Annotated in this window: 12 protein-coding genes; 11 read left to right on the top strand and 1 reads right to left on the bottom strand. The window is 69.4% G+C overall.

The window, feature by feature from the left end; genetic code table 11:
• The first annotated feature begins 14 nt into the window (after window positions 1-14).
• The 8 genes from FBZ87_RS23400 (at window position 15) to rfaD (ending at window position 10,828) form a co-directional block, all read left to right on the top strand.
• Entirely contained in the window at window positions 15-3,656 is a 3,642-nt protein-coding gene (locus tag FBZ87_RS23400; RefSeq protein ID WP_145613007.1) for a hydantoinase B/oxoprolinase family protein, read from the top strand.
• Window positions 3,656-4,336, top strand: a complete 681-nt coding sequence (locus FBZ87_RS23405) for a DUF969 domain-containing protein (RefSeq protein WP_145613008.1) — start codon at window positions 3,656-3,658, stop codon at window positions 4,334-4,336. Before FBZ87_RS23400 ends, FBZ87_RS23405 begins: the two co-directional genes overlap by 1 nt.
• Window positions 4,333-5,289 carry a DUF979 domain-containing protein gene (locus FBZ87_RS23410; protein ID WP_186454944.1) on the top strand — a complete coding sequence of 319 codons (957 nt, stop codon included), beginning with the start codon at window positions 4,333-4,335 and terminating at the stop codon, window positions 5,287-5,289. The genes FBZ87_RS23405 and FBZ87_RS23410 overlap by 4 nt, the downstream gene beginning before the upstream one ends.
• The gene (locus FBZ87_RS23415; RefSeq protein WP_145613009.1) at window positions 5,286-6,314 is read left to right on the top strand and encodes a DUF2891 domain-containing protein; all 1,029 of its coding nucleotides are present in this window, start codon (window positions 5,286-5,288) and stop codon (window positions 6,312-6,314) included. The genes FBZ87_RS23410 and FBZ87_RS23415 overlap by 4 nt, the downstream gene beginning before the upstream one ends.
• 30 nt (window positions 6,315-6,344) lie before the next feature.
• The gene (locus tag FBZ87_RS23420; protein WP_145613010.1) at window positions 6,345-7,253 is read left to right on the top strand and encodes a homocysteine S-methyltransferase family protein; all 909 of its coding nucleotides are present in this window, start codon (window positions 6,345-6,347) and stop codon (window positions 7,251-7,253) included.
• Window positions 7,250-8,161, top strand: coding sequence for a DMT family transporter (locus FBZ87_RS23425; RefSeq protein ID WP_211107132.1), 912 nt, complete (start codon window positions 7,250-7,252; stop codon window positions 8,159-8,161). Before FBZ87_RS23420 ends, FBZ87_RS23425 begins: the two co-directional genes overlap by 4 nt.
• 90 nt (window positions 8,162-8,251) lie before the next feature.
• Window positions 8,252-9,721 (top strand): D-glycero-beta-D-manno-heptose-7-phosphate kinase, encoded by a 1,470-nt coding sequence (gene rfaE1, locus FBZ87_RS23430; RefSeq protein ID WP_145613011.1) that lies wholly within the window; start codon window positions 8,252-8,254, stop codon window positions 9,719-9,721.
• 120 nt (window positions 9,722-9,841) lie between these two features.
• Window positions 9,842-10,828 (top strand): ADP-glyceromanno-heptose 6-epimerase, encoded by a 987-nt coding sequence (gene rfaD, locus FBZ87_RS23435; protein ID WP_145613012.1) that lies wholly within the window; start codon window positions 9,842-9,844, stop codon window positions 10,826-10,828.
• 20 nt (window positions 10,829-10,848) lie between these two features.
• Here the strand turns inward: rfaD and FBZ87_RS23440 are convergent, their stop codons facing one another.
• Window positions 10,849-11,790: an alpha/beta hydrolase family protein gene (locus tag FBZ87_RS23440; RefSeq protein ID WP_211107134.1), complete on the bottom strand. Its 942-nt coding sequence runs from the start codon at window positions 11,788-11,790 to the stop codon at window positions 10,849-10,851.
• A 691-nt stretch (window positions 11,791-12,481) separates the two neighbouring features.
• Here FBZ87_RS23440 and FBZ87_RS23445 point away from each other — a divergent pair.
• Genes FBZ87_RS23445 through mmsB form a run of 3 tightly spaced genes read left to right on the top strand, consistent with a single transcriptional unit; the run spans window position 12,482 to window position 16,082 of the window.
• Window positions 12,482-13,987, top strand: coding sequence for an aldehyde dehydrogenase family protein (locus tag FBZ87_RS23445; RefSeq protein WP_145613013.1), 1,506 nt, complete (start codon window positions 12,482-12,484; stop codon window positions 13,985-13,987).
• A gap of 41 nt (window positions 13,988-14,028) precedes the next feature.
• The gene (locus tag FBZ87_RS23450; RefSeq protein WP_145613014.1) at window positions 14,029-15,171 is read left to right on the top strand and encodes an isobutyryl-CoA dehydrogenase; all 1,143 of its coding nucleotides are present in this window, start codon (window positions 14,029-14,031) and stop codon (window positions 15,169-15,171) included.
• A 29-nt stretch (window positions 15,172-15,200) separates the two neighbouring features.
• Window positions 15,201-16,082 (top strand): 3-hydroxyisobutyrate dehydrogenase, encoded by an 882-nt coding sequence (gene mmsB, locus FBZ87_RS23455; RefSeq protein ID WP_145613015.1) that lies wholly within the window; start codon window positions 15,201-15,203, stop codon window positions 16,080-16,082.
• Window positions 16,083-16,111 lie beyond the last annotated feature (29 nt).

Raw genomic sequence — 16,111 nt, forward strand, 5'->3', positions numbered from 1 at the left:
AAGAAAGACGGGACATGGCGGCAGTGCGTCCGGAGGCAGGCGGATCCGGCTGGGAATTCTGGGTCGATCGCGGCGGCACCTTCACCGATGTCGTCGCCCGCCGGCCCGACGGCCGGCTGCTGACCGCCAAGCTGCTGTCGGAAAATCCTGAGCAATACCAGGATGCGGCGGTCGCCGGCATCCGCGCCCTGCTGGCGGACCATTCCGACTTCCCCGCCGACATCGATGCTGTGAAGATCGGCACCACCGTCGCCACCAACGCCCTGCTGGAGCGCAAGGGCGAGCCCCTGGTGCTGGCCATCACCCGGGGCCATGCCGATGCCTTGCGCATCGGCTATCAGGCGCGCCCGCGCCTGTTCGACCGTCACATCAGCCTGCCCGATGCCCTCTACACCCGCGTGGTCGAGGTGGCGGAGCGGGTGGACGCCGACGGCGCCATCCTGACGCCCCTGGATGAGCAGGCGACCCGCCGTGACCTGCGGGCCGCCTATGACGCCGGCTATCGCGCCGTGGCCATCGTGCTGATGCACGGCTACCGCTTCGACGATCATGAAAGGCGTGTGGCCGCCATCGCCCGCGCCATCGGCTACACCCAGGTGTCGGTCAGCCATGAGACCAGCCGGCTGATCAAGCTGGTGCGCCGGGGCGACACCACGGTGGTGGACGCCTATCTGTCGCCGGTGCTGCGACGCTACGTCGACCAGGTATCGGGCGCGCTGAAGGACGATGAGGGTGATACACGGCTGCTGTTCATGCAGTCGAACGGCGGCTTGGTGGACGCGCGGCTTTTCCAGGGCAAGGACGCCGTGCTGTCCGGCCCGGCCGGCGGCATCGTTGGCATGGTCAGCACGGCGGTGGAGGCCGGGTTCGACAGGGTCATCGGCTTCGACATGGGCGGCACCTCCACGGATGTGTCCCACTACGCCGGCACGTACGAACGCACGTATGAGACCATGGTGGCCGGTGTGCGCCTGTGCGCGCCCATGATGAACATCCACACCGTGGCGGCCGGTGGCGGCAGCGTCTGCACCTTTGACGGTTCGCGCTTCCGCGTCGGCCCGGAATCGGCGGGGGCGGTGCCCGGCCCCATCTGCTACCGCCGGGGCGGGCCCCTGGCCGTCACCGACTGCAACCTGATGCTGGGCAAGATCCAGCCGGCCTTCTTCCCCCACGTCTTCGGGCCCGGCGCCGACCAGCCGCTGGACCTGGACGCCGTCGCGGCCCGTTTCCACGCCTTGGCCGCCGAGGTCAAGGCGGCCACGGGGGAGGAACGCACGCCCTATCAGCTGGCGGAAGGGTTCATCACCATCGCGGTGGAGAAGATGGCCAAGGCCATCAAGGAAATTTCCGTCCAGCGTGGCTATGACGTGGCCCAGTACACGCTGGCCTGCTTCGGCGGCGCCGGGGGGCAGCACGCCTGCCTGGTGGCCGACGCCCTGGGTATGAAGCGGGTGATGATCCATCCCTTCGCCGGGGTGCTGTCGGCCTATGGCATGGGCCTGGCCGACCTCCGCGTCATCCGCGACCGCACGGTGGAACAGCCGCTGTCGGCGGGCCTGGATCTCACCACACCGGCCGACGCCCTGGCGCGGGAGGCCAAGGCGGCGCTGACCGCCCAGGATGTGCCCGTCGCGCAGGTGGAGGTCGAACTGACCGCCCGGCTGAAGTACGCCGGCACCGACACCAGCCTGGCCGTGCCATTCGGGGACGCCGCGGCATTGGCCGCCGCCTTCGCCGACGCCCACCAGCGCCGCTTCGGCTTCACCGCCCCGGGCAAGGCCGTGGTGGTGGAGGCCCTGGCGGCCGAGGCCATCGGCCATCCCGGCCGGGGCAGCATCACGGCCGCGGCGGGGGACGCGGCCACCGGCGCACCACGGCCCTTGGCCGAGGTCCGCACCTATATGGCGGGTGCCGAGGCCGGCACTCCTGTCTATGACCGCGCCGACCTGGCGCCCGGTCATGAGGTGAACGGCCCCGCCCTGATCCGCGAAGCCACGGCCACCACGGTGATCGAGCCCGGCTGGCGCGCCCGGGTGGACGGCCATGCCAACCTGGTCTTGGAACGGGTGGTGGCCCTGGCGCCCCGCACCGCCATCGGCACCACCGTGGATCCGGTGATGCTGGAGGTGTTCAACAACCTGTTCACGGCGGTGGCGGAGCAGATGGGCTACGCCCTGCAGAACACCGCCTATTCGGTCAACATCAAGGAACGGCTGGATTTCTCCTGCGCCCTGTTCGACCGTAACGGCGGGCTGATCGCCAACGCCCCGCACATGCCGGTGCACCTGGGCTCCATGGGTGACAGCGTGCGGGCCATCGTCGAGGCGCGGTCCAAGGATGGCCGGGGCATGCGGCCCGGCGACGTCTACATGCTGAACGCGCCTTACAACGGCGGCACCCACCTGCCCGACGTCACCGTGGTCATGCCGGTGTTCGACAACGACGGCAGCCTGCTGGTCTTCGTCGCCGCGCGGGGCCACCAGGGCGACATCGGCGGAATCACGCCCGGCTCCATGCCACCCGACAGCCGCACCGTGGAGGATGAGGGCGTGCTGATCGACAATTTCCTGCTGGTGGAGGGCGGCCGGTTTTTGGAGGAAGAGACGCGGGCCCTGCTGGCGAGCGGCCGCTATCCCGCCCGCAATCCCGACCAGAACATCGGCGACCTGCGCGCCCAGGTGGCCGCCTGCGCCAAGGGGGCGGAGGAGATGGCCGGGATGGTGGCGCAGTTCGGCCGCGACGTGGTCGAGGCCTACATGGCCCACATGCAGGACAACGCCGAGGAGGCGGTGCGCCGCGTCATCGACGTGCTGAAGGACGGCACCTTCCGCTATGAGATGGACAACGGCGCCGTCATTCAGGTGGCCGTCACCGTGGACCGGCGGGCGCGCCGGGCGGTGGTGGACTTCACCGGCACCAGTCCGCAGCTGGAGACCAACTTCAACGCGCCGCTCAGCGTTTGCCGCGCCGCCGTGCTCTACGTCTTCCGGACCCTGGTGGATGACGAGATCCCGATGAACGAGGGATGCCTGAAGCCCATCGTGCTCAAGGTCCCGGCTGGCTGCCTGCTGAACCCCGCCTATCCGGCGGCGGTGGTGGCCGGGAATGTGGAGACCAGCCAGGTGGTGGTGGACGCGCTCTACGGGGCGCTGGGCGTCATGGCCGGTGCCCAGGGCACCATGAACAACTTCACCTTCGGCGACGACGCCCGCCAATATTACGAGACCATCTGCGGCGGCTCCGGCGCCGGGGCCGATTTCGACGGCACCAGTGCGGTGCAGACGCACATGACCAACAGCCGCCTGACCGATCCCGAGGTGATGGAGGTGCGCTACCCGGTGCTGGTGGAACGCTTCGGCATCCGCCGCGGCTCCGGCGGGGCCGGGCGCCATCGCGGCGGTGATGGGGTGGAGCGGCTGATCCGCTTCCGTGCGCCCATGACCGCCGCCATCCTGTCCAACCGCCGCCGCGTGCCGCCCTTCGGCCTGGCTGGCGGCGAGGCGGGGGCGCCGGGGGTGACGGAGGTGCACCGGGCCGACGGCACGGTCCAGGTGCTGGCCGCCACCGATACCGTCGCCATGAACCCCGGTGACGCCATCCTGGTCAAGACACCGGGCGGTGGCGGCTATGGCAAGGCGGGCGAGGGCGACGCCTGATGCTCAGCCTGGTCGGCATCGCCATCGTCGCCGCCGGCTTCGCCGCCCGCCTGAACCCGCTGCTGGTCGCGGTGGCGGCGGCCTTCGGCACCGGCCTTGCCGCGGGCATGGGCGTGCTGGAGATCGTCGCCGCCTTCGGCCGCCTGTTCAATGCCAACCGCTACATCTGCCTGGTCTACCTGTTCCTGCCCCTGATCGGCCTGCTGGAACGCCTGGGCATCCAGGTGCAGGCGCAGCGCCTGATCGGCGGCCTGAAGGCCGCGACGGTGGGGCGCACCTATCTGGTGTTCTTCATCCTGCGGCAGGTGCTGGCGGCCCTGGGCGCCAAGGATCTCAGCGGCCATGCCCAGACGGTGCGCCCCGTGCTGGCGCCCATGGGCGAGGCGGTGGCGGAGGAAAACCTGGGCCGCCCCCTGGCCCCGGCGGAGCGCACGCTGGTGCGGGCCCACGCGGCGGCGGCGGAGAACATCGCCCTGTTCTTCAGCGAGGACATCTTCGTCGCCATCGGCTCCGTCATCCTGATCAAGGGCTACCTGGCCGCCAACGGCATCGAGGTCAGCCCCTTGGACGTTTCGGTCTGGGCCATCCCCACCGCCCTCGTGGCCGTGGTGATCCACGGCGCCCGCCTGCTGCTGCTGGACCGCCGGCTGAAAGCTGGAAAAGGGGCGGTGGCGTCATGATCGGCATCAGCGTCGCCTATGACCTGGCCGGTCTGATGTTCGCCGCCATCGCCTGGCGCTCGGCGCGTGATGCCGGCAATCCCCGGCGCCTCGGCGCCAGCCTGTTCTGGGCCCTGCTGGCGCTCAGCTTTTTGGCCGGCGATTACCTGGGGGATCTGGGCAACGGCACCCTGGTTCTGGCCTTGGCCATCCTGGGTGGCTTCGGCCTCATGGGCCGGGGGACGGAGGCGGAGGCGCCAAGGGCGGAACGGGAGGCGCAGGCTCGGCACTGGGGCTATTGGCTGTTTCCCGTCCTGTTCCTGCCGCCCGTCATCGCCCTGGCGGGCACGATCTGGGGCCCGGCCCTGACCTGGAACGGCCGGCCGCTGGTGGACCCCAAGCAGGGCACGCTGATCTGGCTGGCGCTGGGCATCGTGGCGGCGCTGGCGGCGACGGTCCTGTACACCCGGCAGCGTTTGGGCACCCCCCTGCGTGACGCCCGGCGCCTCGTGGAACTGGTGGGCTGGGCCGCCATCCTGCCGCAGGTGCTGGCGGCCCTGGGCGGCATCTTCGCGCTGGCCAAGGTGGGTGACGCCGTCGCCGCGCTGGTGGGCCAGTACCTTACCCTGGACCACCGCTTCCCCTTGGTCTGCGCCTACACCGGCGGCATGGCGCTGCTGACCATCCTGATGGGCAACGCCTTCGCCGCCTTTCCGGTCATGACCTCGGGCATCGCCCTGCCGCTGTTGGTGGGCCGCTTCGGCGGCGACCCGGCCGTCATCTCCGCCATCGGCATGCTGTCGGGCTTCTGCGGCACGCTGATGACGCCCATGGCCGCCAATTTCAACATCGTCCCGGCCGCCCTGCTGGAGTTGCCGGACCGCAACGCGGTCATCCGGGCGCAGGTGCCGACGGCCCTGCTGGTCCTGGTGGCCAACACCCTGCTGATCCAAATCCTGGGTTTCCCCAAATGACCGATTCCGCTTTTCCCGGCCTCAGCGAGGCCCACGCTGTCCGGTTCGCCGAGATCGCGCTGGGCCACGTCACCCGTGAATACCCCAATGTCATCACCCATTTTCTGAACGGGCCGGAGGACGCGCGGACGCCGCGTGCCATGCACCCCATCTTCTTTGGCAGCCTGGACTGGCATTCCTGCGTCCATGGCCACTGGCTGCTGGCCCGCACCCTGCGGCTGTTTCCCGGCAGCCCGGTGGCCGACCGCATCCGCGCCCTGTTCGCCGACAGCTACACCCCGGAAAAGGTCGCGGGCGAACTGGCCTATTTCCAGCGGCCCAACACCGGCACCTTCGAACGGCCCTACGGCTGGGCCTGGTACCTGCTGCTGGCGGCCGAGCTGCGGCGCACCGGCATGGGCGCCGTGGGGACGGCCTGGGCCACGGCGCTGGCGCCCCTGACGGCGGAGATCGTGGGCCGGCTGAAGGCCTATCTGCCCAAGGCGACGTACCCGGTGCGCACCGGCCTGCACATCAACACCGCCTTTGCCCTGACCCTGTCCATGGCCTATGCCCGTCGCCGGGGCGACGACGGTCTGGCCGACCTGATCGCCCAAACGGCTCGGGCCTGGTACGGCGGTGATGCCGATGCCCAGGTGTGGGAACCGTCGGGTACCGATTTCCTGTCGCCGGTGCTGACCGCCGCCGTCGCCATGGCGGCCGTGCTGCCGCGTGCGGAGTTCCGCGCCTGGTTCGCCCGCCTGCTGCCCGGCGTGGCGGATGGCCAACCACGCACCCTGTTCACCCCGGCCACGGTCAGCGACCGCAGCGACGGCACCATCGCGCACCTGGATGGCCTGAACCTCAGCCGCGCCTGGTGCTGGCGTGCCATCGCCGCCCAGCTGGACCCGGCCGATCCGGTGGCGGTGCAGGCGCGGGCGGCGGCCGACGTGCACCTGGCCGATGCCCTGCCGCACCTGGAATCCGACTATATGGGCGAACATTGGCTGGCCAGCTTCGCCGTGCTGGCGCTGGATGGGGTGTGACGGTGACAGCTTGGATGAGGGAGGGGTGAGATGGGGCGGCGCGCGATCCTGCTGGACGGTGGCATGGGACGGGAATTGCAGCGCATGGGCGCGCCCTTCCGCCAGCCGGAATGGTCGGCCCTGGCGCTGATCGAGGCGCCTGATTATGTGCGCCGGGCCCATGACGCCTTCCTGGATGCCGGCGCCGATATCGTCACCAGCAACAGCTATGCCCTGGTGCCCTTCCATATCGGGGAGGAAAGGTTCGCCGCGCAGGGCGGGGCCCTGGCCTCCCTTGCCGGACGGCTGGCCCGACAGGCGGCGGACGCCAAGGCCGGCGCCCGCGTCGCCGGATCCCTGCCGCCGCTGTTCGGTTCCTACCGCGCCGACCTGTTCGATGCGGCCCGTGCGGCGGATCTGCTGGCCCCGTTGGTAGATGGCCTGGCGCCGCATGTCGACCTTTGGCTGGCGGAAACCCAAAGCGCGGTGGCGGAGGTGCGGGCTGTGCGCGCGGCCTTGGAGGGCGCCTTGGGGAAGGGTGAGGCCAAGCCGCTGTGGCTGTCCTTCACGCTGGAGGATGAGGCGGCCGATGCGGCCATCCATCCCCGCCTGCGCGGGGGCGAGTCGGTAACCCATGCCACCGAGGCGGCGCTGGCCCTGGGGGCCGCGGCCCTGCTGTTCAATTGCAGCCAGCCCGAGGTCATGGGGCCGGCGCTGGTCGCGGCCCGGGCCGCCGCCGCCGGCGCGCCATTGCCCTTGGGCGTGTACGCCAACGCCTTCCCCCCGCAGCCCAAGGAAGCCACCGCCAACGACGGCCTGGATGAGCTGCGCGCCGACCTGACGCCCGCCAGCTACCTGGACTGGGCACGGCGCTGGGTGGATGCCGGCGCCGCCATCGTCGGGGGCTGTTGCGGCATCGGGCCCGATCATATCCGCGCCCTGGCGGCGGCTTTGCCGTGAGGGGTGCCGAGTCCGCCGCCCTTAGGGACCGCCTGCTGGGGTGGGGCGCCCCCTGGCTGTTCATCCTCATCTGGTCCACCGGCTTCCTGGTGGGGCGGGCGGTGCTGCCCTATGCCGACGTGCAACTGTTCCTGGTGGCGCGCTTCGGCCTGACGGCGCTGCTCTTCACCGGTGCCACGCTGACGGCTGGCGTTTCCTGGCCGCGTGGCCGGGCGGCGCGCCTGCACCTGCTGGCCGGCGCCCTGATGCAGGGCGTCTATATCGGCTTCTCCTACTGGGCCATCGCCCAGGGGCTAGCCGCCGGCATCATGGCGCTGATGGGTGCCTTGCAGCCCCTGTTCACCGCCCTCATCACCACCCTGGTGTTCCGTCAGCGGCTCAGCCGCCTGGCCTGGCTGGGCTTGGCCATCGGCTTCGCCGGCGTCGCCTGCGTGCTGGCGCCGAAGCTGGCCCTGCACGCGGCGGCCGGGGCGGGGTCGGGTGGTTTGCCGCCGCTGGGCGCCGCCCTGGCCGTGCTCAGCGTCCTGTCCATCACCATCGGCACCCTGCTGCAGAAATCCTCCGTGGCCGGGGATGACCTGCGCCCGGCCGGCGCGCTGCAGAACCTGGGCGCCCTGGGCGTGGTCTGCCTGCTGTTCCTGACCGTGGGCACGCCGCACTGGGATCCGCATCCGGTGTTGTGGACGGCGCTGGCCTGGGCTGTCCTGGGGCCCTCGGTCATCGGCATCTCCCTGCTGGTGTGGATGGTGCGCCATGGCGAGGCCACGCGCGCCACGGCGCTGCTGCTGCTGGTCCCGCCGCTGGCGGCGCTGGAGGCCTTCTTCCTGTTCCACGAAACACTGACGCCGCTGCAACTGGCCGGCTTCGCCTTGGCCCTGGGCGGCGTCGGCCTGACCCGCCGGGGATGAGGGGTGCGGCCGGTTGCCCTCCGCCACGGGCGGTGTGCTAAGCTGCGCGGATCATCTGTGGCCTGTTGTTTGATCTGGGATGGGGAAGCCATGAGCCGCTTCGTCGGTTTGAGTTCCACGGTGGAAGGCCTGGCGGGGGGCCGGGTCATGGTCATCGGCGATGTCATGCTGGACCGTTTCGTGCGCGGCAAGGTGGGGCGCATTTCGCCGGAGGCGCCGGTGCCCGTGCTGCGCAACGCGCATGAGGACGTGATGCTGGGCGGTGCGGGCAACGTGGTGCGCAACATCACGGCGCTAGGCGGCCACGTGGTGTTCGGCGGCGTCATCGGTGGCGATGCCGCTGGCGTGCGCGTCAGTCAGCTGGTGGCGGCCGACGCGCAGGTCGCCTCCATCCTACAGGTGGATCCCCGGCGCCGCACCTCGGAAAAGACGCGCTTCGTGGCCGATGGCCACCACCTGCTGCGCTCCGACTGGGACAGTGAGGAGGCGGTGGCGGAGGATACGCACCGCGGCCTGGTGACGGCCATGGCCGCGCACCTGTCCGGCGTCGACGTCGTCATCCTGTCCGACTACGGCAAGGGCGTGTTCACGCCGCCGGTGCTGAAGGAGCTGATCGCCCTGGCGCGCGAGGCCGGCAAGCCGGTGATCGTCGATCCCAAGAGCGCCGACTATTCCATCTATCGCGGCGCCACCCTGGTCACGCCCAACCGGGCGGAACTGGCGCTGGCCGTGGGGCACAATCCCAGGACCACGGAAGAGATCGTGGGCGCCGCCGCCACCCTGATGCGCGACCATGGCATCGAGGGCATGCTGGTTACCCGCAGTGAGGAGGGCATGACCCTGGTCCGGGGCGACGGCACGTCCCTGAACGTGCAGGCCGAGGCCAAGGAGGTCTTTGACGTTTCCGGTGCCGGCGACACCGTGGTGTCCGTCATCGCCACCGCGCTGGCGACGGGGGCGGACATCGCCGAGGCGGTGGAACTGGCCAACGTCGCCGCCGGCCTGGTGGTGGCCAAGGTGGGCACGGCCGTGGTCAGCCCGGCGGAACTGCTGCACGCCCTGGCCGAACAGGACGACCGCCAGAACCTGTCCAAGGTGCTGGGCGGGGCGGAACTGCGGGAGCAGATCGCCCGCTGGCGCCGCCGGGGCCTGAAGGTGGGCTTTACCAACGGCTGCTTCGACCTGATCCATCCCGGCCATGTCCAGCTGCTGGCCGCCGCGCGCGCCACCTGCGACCGCCTGATCGTCGGCCTCAACTCCGACGCGTCGGTGCGCCGCCTGAAGGGGCCCGAGCGGCCCATCCAGGACGAGCGGTCGCGGGCCATCGTGCTGGCGGCTTTCGGCTCGGTCGACGCCGTCGCCCTGTTCGAGGACGACACGCCCCTGGCGCTGATCACCGAGGTGATGCCCGACGTGCTGATCAAGGGTGCCGATTACACCATCGACCAGGTGGTGGGCGCCGACGTCGTCCAGGCCCACGGCGGCCGCGTGGCCCTGGTGGAGCTGGTGCCCAACCAAAGCACCACCGGCATCGCCAAGCGCATCCGCGTGACGGGCTGACCCGGTCGCCCCTCTGGCGTGCGTTGGGGCGGCTTGCCCCGGGGGACGTGGCCCCCTATCAAGGCCGTGTCGGCCTCGACACCAGGGTCCGGCACGGATTTTTACGGGAAGCAGCAGTCCATGATCATCGTGACCGGCGGCGCCGGCTTCATCGGGTCCAATCTGGTGGCCGGCCTGGAACAGCGGGGCCTGGGCCCCCTCGTCGTGGTCGATCGGCTGCGCCAGGGGGACAAGTGGCGCAACATCGCCAAGCGCAACCTGCATGACTTGGTCACGCCGGAACAGCTGCCGGAATTCCTGGAGCGCCACGGCGACGCGGTAAAGGTCATCTTCCACATGGGCGCCATATCGGCCACCACCGAGACGGATGCAGACCGGGTGGTGGAGAACAACTTCCGGCTGACGCTGGACCTTTGGTCGTGGTGCGCCGTCACGGGCGTGCGGCTTATCTACGCCTCCTCCGCCGCGACATACGGCGACGGCGCCCAGGGATTTGACGATGATTCCTCGGCCGGGGCGCTGGCGCGTCTGCGGCCGCTGAACCCCTATGGTTGGTCCAAGCACCTGCTGGACCGCCGGGTGCGCGCCGCCCTGGACCAAGGGGCGCCCAGGCCGCCGCAGCATGTGGGCCTGAAGTTCTTCAATGTCTATGGCCCCAACGAGTACCACAAGGGCGGCATGCGCTCCGTCCCGGCCAAGCTTTATCCCCAGATCACGGGGGGCGAACCGGCCCGGCTGTTCGCCAGCGACCGGGCGGACTACGCCGATGGCGGCCAGCTGCGCGACTTCGTCTGGGTGGGCGATACGGTCGATGTCATGCTGTGGCTCTATGACAACCCGGGCGTCAGCGGCCTGTTCAACCTGGGCACCGGCAAGGCGCGCAGCTGGAACGACCTGGCGCATGCCCTGTTCGCCGCCGCGGGCCTGCCGCCCCGCATCGACTACATCCCCATGCCCGACCATCTGAAGGGCAAGTACCAGTATTACACCCAGGCGAACATGACCCGCCTGCGCGCCGCCGGCTACGATCGCCCCTTCACCGAGCTGGAGGAAGGCATCCGCCGCTACGTCCAGGACCACATGGGGACGGTGGATCCTTATGTGTGACGGCTTCGGCTCGCGCTGGTTCAGTTCCCCAACTTCTGCAGCCAGTTGATCACCGCCGCCTCCAGCGCGATACGGTGGTCGGACCAGCCATGGTCGGTGGCGGCGTGGGCGGTGCTGATCCGGGTGCCGCCGTGGGCGCGGATGCCGGCCACCAGGGCGTCGGTGTGGCTGGCCAGCCCGTCGTCGGATGTCAGGGCCAGCAGGGGCGTGTCCGTGAGGCGGGCGGTCAGCGGGGCGGTGGCGAAGGCGTCGGCATGGCTCTCGATGTCCTTGGCCATGCTTTCCGGCGTGACACCGGCCAGCGACTCGCGATTGTCGGCGGCCAGCGCCACCAGCTTGTCATGGGGCAGGTGGGCGATGACGCCAATGTCCCCCATGGAAATCAGGATCAGACCGGCCAGCTTGCCATCCTTGGCCGCGGCATGGGCGGCCGTCCAGGCGCCCATGCTGTGTCCGGCGATGACCAGGCGCCCGATATCGACACCCAGTTCCTGCGCATGGGCCGGATCGCGCAGGTAGGCCAGGGCCGCCGCTGCGTCCTCCGGATTGTTGGCGAAGCGGAAGCTGCCGGGGCTGCCCCAGGATCCGCGATAGTTCATGGTCACCACGTTCCAGCCGGCGCGGCGCACCGCCTGGGCCAGGTCCAGGTTCTTCTCGTTGCCCGGCAGGCCGTGCAGCAACAGCAGGGTGGGGTGGGGTCCGGCACCCGCCGCCAGATAGGCGACGCCGTTGATCTCCACCGGATGGCCGGTGCGGCCGCCGGTGGGGATGTGCAGCACCGCCATGCGGGCGGGGTGCTGGGAATCGGGGGCGGGATCGGTGCCGACGGCGGCCGGGATGGTCTGCGCCGCCAGGTTGATGTCGCCGGCTGGCGCTGTGGCACCCGCGACGGTTCCGGTCGCGACGGACAGCGCGCAAAAGGCCACGGCCAGGGCGGCGGTGGCAAGCGGATGCCTACGCATGATTGTCGAAGTCTCCCAGGTTTTCCCAGCCCGCATCCTGGCGCAGGAAAAGCGTCCAGGGAATCAGGAACTTCGCGCCGGTCCGGATGGGGATAAAAAAAGAAGCCGGGGCGACGCGCGCCCCGGCTTGGGGAGATAAGACCCTGGGAACGGGAGGGTTCTCTCAGGGCCATCGGGTAACCCCTGCCGGACCATGAGCGGGCCTCTGCAGGACTTGCCAGATGCGATGTGCCGACAGGGCCGGCGAAACTCGGGCGATGGGAAAACGGGAAGTGGTGGCCGTCGGGCCAACCCGCCGCACGCCCAGTGGGCGATGCCGCGTCTTCGGGTGTTTCGTCCCCCATCTTGGTCGATCGATCTCATAGGACCGTTCGCTTGGGATAAATAATATTTATATCCGGCTGTGTCGTCAAGTGACTTTTGTTAGCGGTAACAAATTTTAATGGCGTTACATGATTGCCCCCTCGCCCCTACCCCGGTAGGTCCCCCGAGGGCCATGTGCCATTTTTCCCAGGACCGGGGCGTCGCGTTTGCGCATTCTTGCACAGCCGTTTCGCGTACTTGCTACCTATGTCGCCAAGCTCCCCGCCCGGATAATGGCGATCCGCGCAGGGCCATGCCATGTCTTCAGCGGCACGCGGGTCCTAGGTCCAGCCGGAACCGCACACAGAATAAACAGGAGTGAATCCCCATGAGCACCACCGCCGCCCCGCTGGCCCCGCAACTGGATTCCTATGCCCTGGCGGCCGAGCTGTCAGGAAAGCACCTGATCGGCGGGCGCCTGGTGCCCTCGGCCTCGGGCAAGACCTTCGACGTGGTCAACCCGGCCAAGGGTGAGGTCATGGGCCGCGCCGGCTATGGCGAGGCCGCCGACGTGGATGCCGCCGTGGCCGCTGCCGTCGAGGCGGGCGTACCGTGGAAGGCCCTGCCGGCGCGGGAGCGCGGCCGGCTGGTGGCGGAATGCGGCCGCCTGCTGACCGCCCACACCGAAGAACTGGCCCGTTTGGTGGCGCTGGAGACGGGCAAGGCTCTGCGCACGGAAAGCCGGGTCGAGGCCGGCGTGCTGGCCGACGCCTTCACCTTCTTCGGCGGTCTGGGCGGTGAGCTGAAGGGGGAGACCGTACCCTTCAATCCCAAGATGCTGACCTTGACGGTGCGTGAGCCCCTGGGCGTGGTGGGCGCCATCATTCCCTGGAACGTGCCCATGATGCTGATGGCGCTGAAGATCGCGCCGGCGCTGGTGGCGGGCAACACCGTGGTGGTGAAGTCGGCGGAAGAGGCGCCGTTCGCCGTGCTGCGTGCCTGCCAAATTATGGCCCAGGTGCTGCCGGCCGGCGTGCTGAACATCCTGTCCGGTTTCGGCCCCGAGTGCGGTGCGCCCCTGGTGGCCCATCCCAAGGTGGCCAAGGTCACGTTCACCGGCTCGGTCGAAACCGGCCGCATCGTCAGCCGCACGGCGGCCGACAAGCTGATCCCGGTGACGCTGGAGTTGGGCGGCAAGAGCCCCATGATCGTCATGGGCGACGCCGACCTGAACCAGGCGGTGGCGGGCGCCATCACCGGCATGCGTTTCACCCGCCAGGGGCAGAGCTGCACCGCCGCCAGCCGCATCTTCGTGCACGACAGCCTGCACGACGCCTTCGTCACGGCGCTGAAGGCCAAGGTGGATGCCATGGTCATGGGCGACCCGCTGGATGAGAGGACGGACATCGGCACCATCGTCTCGCCGCAGCAGTTCGACCGCGTCCAGGGCTACATCGCCGAGGGCAAGCGCACCCCCGGCGCCACCGCTCATGAATGCTCCGCCCTGCCCACGGATGCCGCCCTGGCCAAGGGCCTGTACGTCCGCCCCGTCATCTTCACCGGCATGACCAACGACAGCCGCCTTGCGCGGGAGGAGATCTTCGGGCCGGTCACCTGCGTCATCCGCTTCACGGACTATGAGGACGTGATCGCCCAGGCGAACGACAGCGAGTTCGGCCTGGCCGCCACCATCTGGACGCGCGACCTGAAGACGGCGCTGGACGCCACCCAGCGTCTGCAGGCCGGCCTGGTGCAGGTGAACCAGAACCTGGTGGTGCAGCCCAACCTGTCCTACGGCGGCGTGAAGTCCTCCGGCCTTGGCAAGGAGGCGACGCTGGAGGCCATGCTGGAACACTTCACCCACAAGAAGACCATCATGCTGAACATGGCCTGAGGCCGGGCCGCGTAAAACCAAGAACAGGGAGGATAGGGCCCATGGACTTCAACCTGACCGAGGAGCAGGCGGCGTTCCGTGACATGGCGCGGGACTTCGCCGCCGAGCATCTGGCGCCGCACGCCGCCGAGTGGGATGAAAAGGAGATCTTCCCCCTCGACGCGCTGCGCGCCGCGGCAGCCCTGGGCATGGGTGGGCTCTATTGCGGGGAGGAACATGGCGGCTCCGGCCTCACCCGCCTGGACGCGGCCCTGTTGTTCGAGGAGCTGTCGGCCGGCTGCGTCGCCACCTCGGCCTTCCTGTCCATCCACAACATGGCGGCGTGGATGATCGATCGTTTCGGAAACGATACAATTAGGGCGAAGTACCTGCCGGGCCTGATGACCATGGACCGGGTGGCCAGCTACTGCCTGACCGAACCTGGCTCCGGCTCCGATGCCGCCGCTTTGCGGACCAAGGCGGTGCGCGACGGTGACCACTACGTGCTGAACGGATCCAAGGCATTCATCTCCGGCGCTGGCGTTTCGGACCTGTACGTCGTCATGGTGCGCACCGGTGGGCCTGGTCCCAAGGGCATCTCAGCCTTGGTGGTGGAGAAGGGCACGCCCGGCCTCAGCTTCGGCAAGAAAGAGAAGAAGATGGGCTGGAACTGCCAGCCCACCGCCCAGGTGATTTTCGAGGAGTGCCGGGTGCCGGTGGAGAACCGGCTGGGGGAGGAGGGTGCGGGCTTCGGCATCGCCATGAAGGGCCTGGACGGCGGCCGCATCAACATCGCCTCCTGCTCCCTGGGTGGGGCGCGGGCCTGCCTGGACCTCGCCACCCGCTACATGGGCGAGCGCGAGGCCTTCGGCCGCAAGCTGGCGGATTTCCAGGCCCTGCAGTTCCGGCTGGCCGACATGGCGACAGAGCTGGAGGCCGCGCGCCTGATGGTGCACCGCGCGGCGGCAGCCCTGGACGCCGGCGACCCGGAGGCCACCACCTGGTGCGCCATGGCCAAACGCTTCGCGACCGACGTGGGATTCCAAGTTTGCAACGAGGCGCTGCAACTGCACGGTGGCTACGGCTACATCCGCGAATACCCGCTGGAACGCTACGTCCGCGACGTTCGGGTGCACCAGATTCTGGAGGGCACCAACGAGATCATGCGCCTGATCATCGCCCGCCGCCTGTTGGCGAAGGGCTAAAAACTAATCATTACGGGAGAGAAACGATTATGAGCCGCATCGCGTTCATCGGCCTGGGCAACATGGGCCTGCCCATGGCCCGCAACCTGCTGAAGGCCGGTCACACCGTCGTTGGCTTCGACCTGGCGCCTCAGTCGTTGGCGGCCCTGGCCGAGGCAGGCGGCGTCATCGCCGGGTCCGTCGGCGATGCCGCCTCGGGTGCCGAGGTGGTGGTGACCATGCTGCCCGCCGGCCGCCATGTGTGCGGTGTCTATGAGGACGCCGGTAACGTGTTCGACACCGCGGCCCCGGGCGCCCTGCTGATCGACAGCTCCACCATTGACGTCGACAGCGCCCGCGCCGTGGCCGCCGCCGCCGCCGCCCGCGGCTTCGCCATGGTGGATGCTCCCGTCTCCGGCGGCACCGGCGGGGCCGCGGCTGGCACCTTGACCTTCATGGTGGGCGGCAGTGACGAGGCAGTGGAGCGGGCGCGGCCTTATCTGGCACAGATGGGCAAGACCGTGGTGCATACCGGCGGGCCCGGCACCGGCCAGGCGGCCAAGATCTGTAACAACATGATCCTGGGTATATCCATGATCGCCGTGTCCGAGGCCTTCGCCCTGGCCGACAAGCTGGGCCTGGACCGGCAGAAGCTGTTCGACGTCAGTTCCACCTCCTCTGGCCAGTGCTGGGCGCTGACGAGCTACTGCCCCGTGCCCGGCCCGGTGCCGACCTCCCCCGCCAACCGCGACTACACCCCCGGCTTCGCCGTCGATATGATGCTGAAGGACCTGAAGCTGGCCCAGGCCGCCGCCGCCTCCAGCGGTGCGGCCACGCCCTTGGGGGCCAACGCGGCGGCGCTATACGCCTTATTTTCCGCCGCAGGGAACGGGCATTTGGACTTCTCGGCCATCGTGAAGATGCTGCAGTAGTCGAGTAAATAGTCGGCGGTGAATAAGGG

This window comes from Nitrospirillum amazonense (assembly GCF_007828035.1).
GTDB lineage: Bacteria > Pseudomonadota > Alphaproteobacteria > Azospirillales > Azospirillaceae > Nitrospirillum > Nitrospirillum amazonense.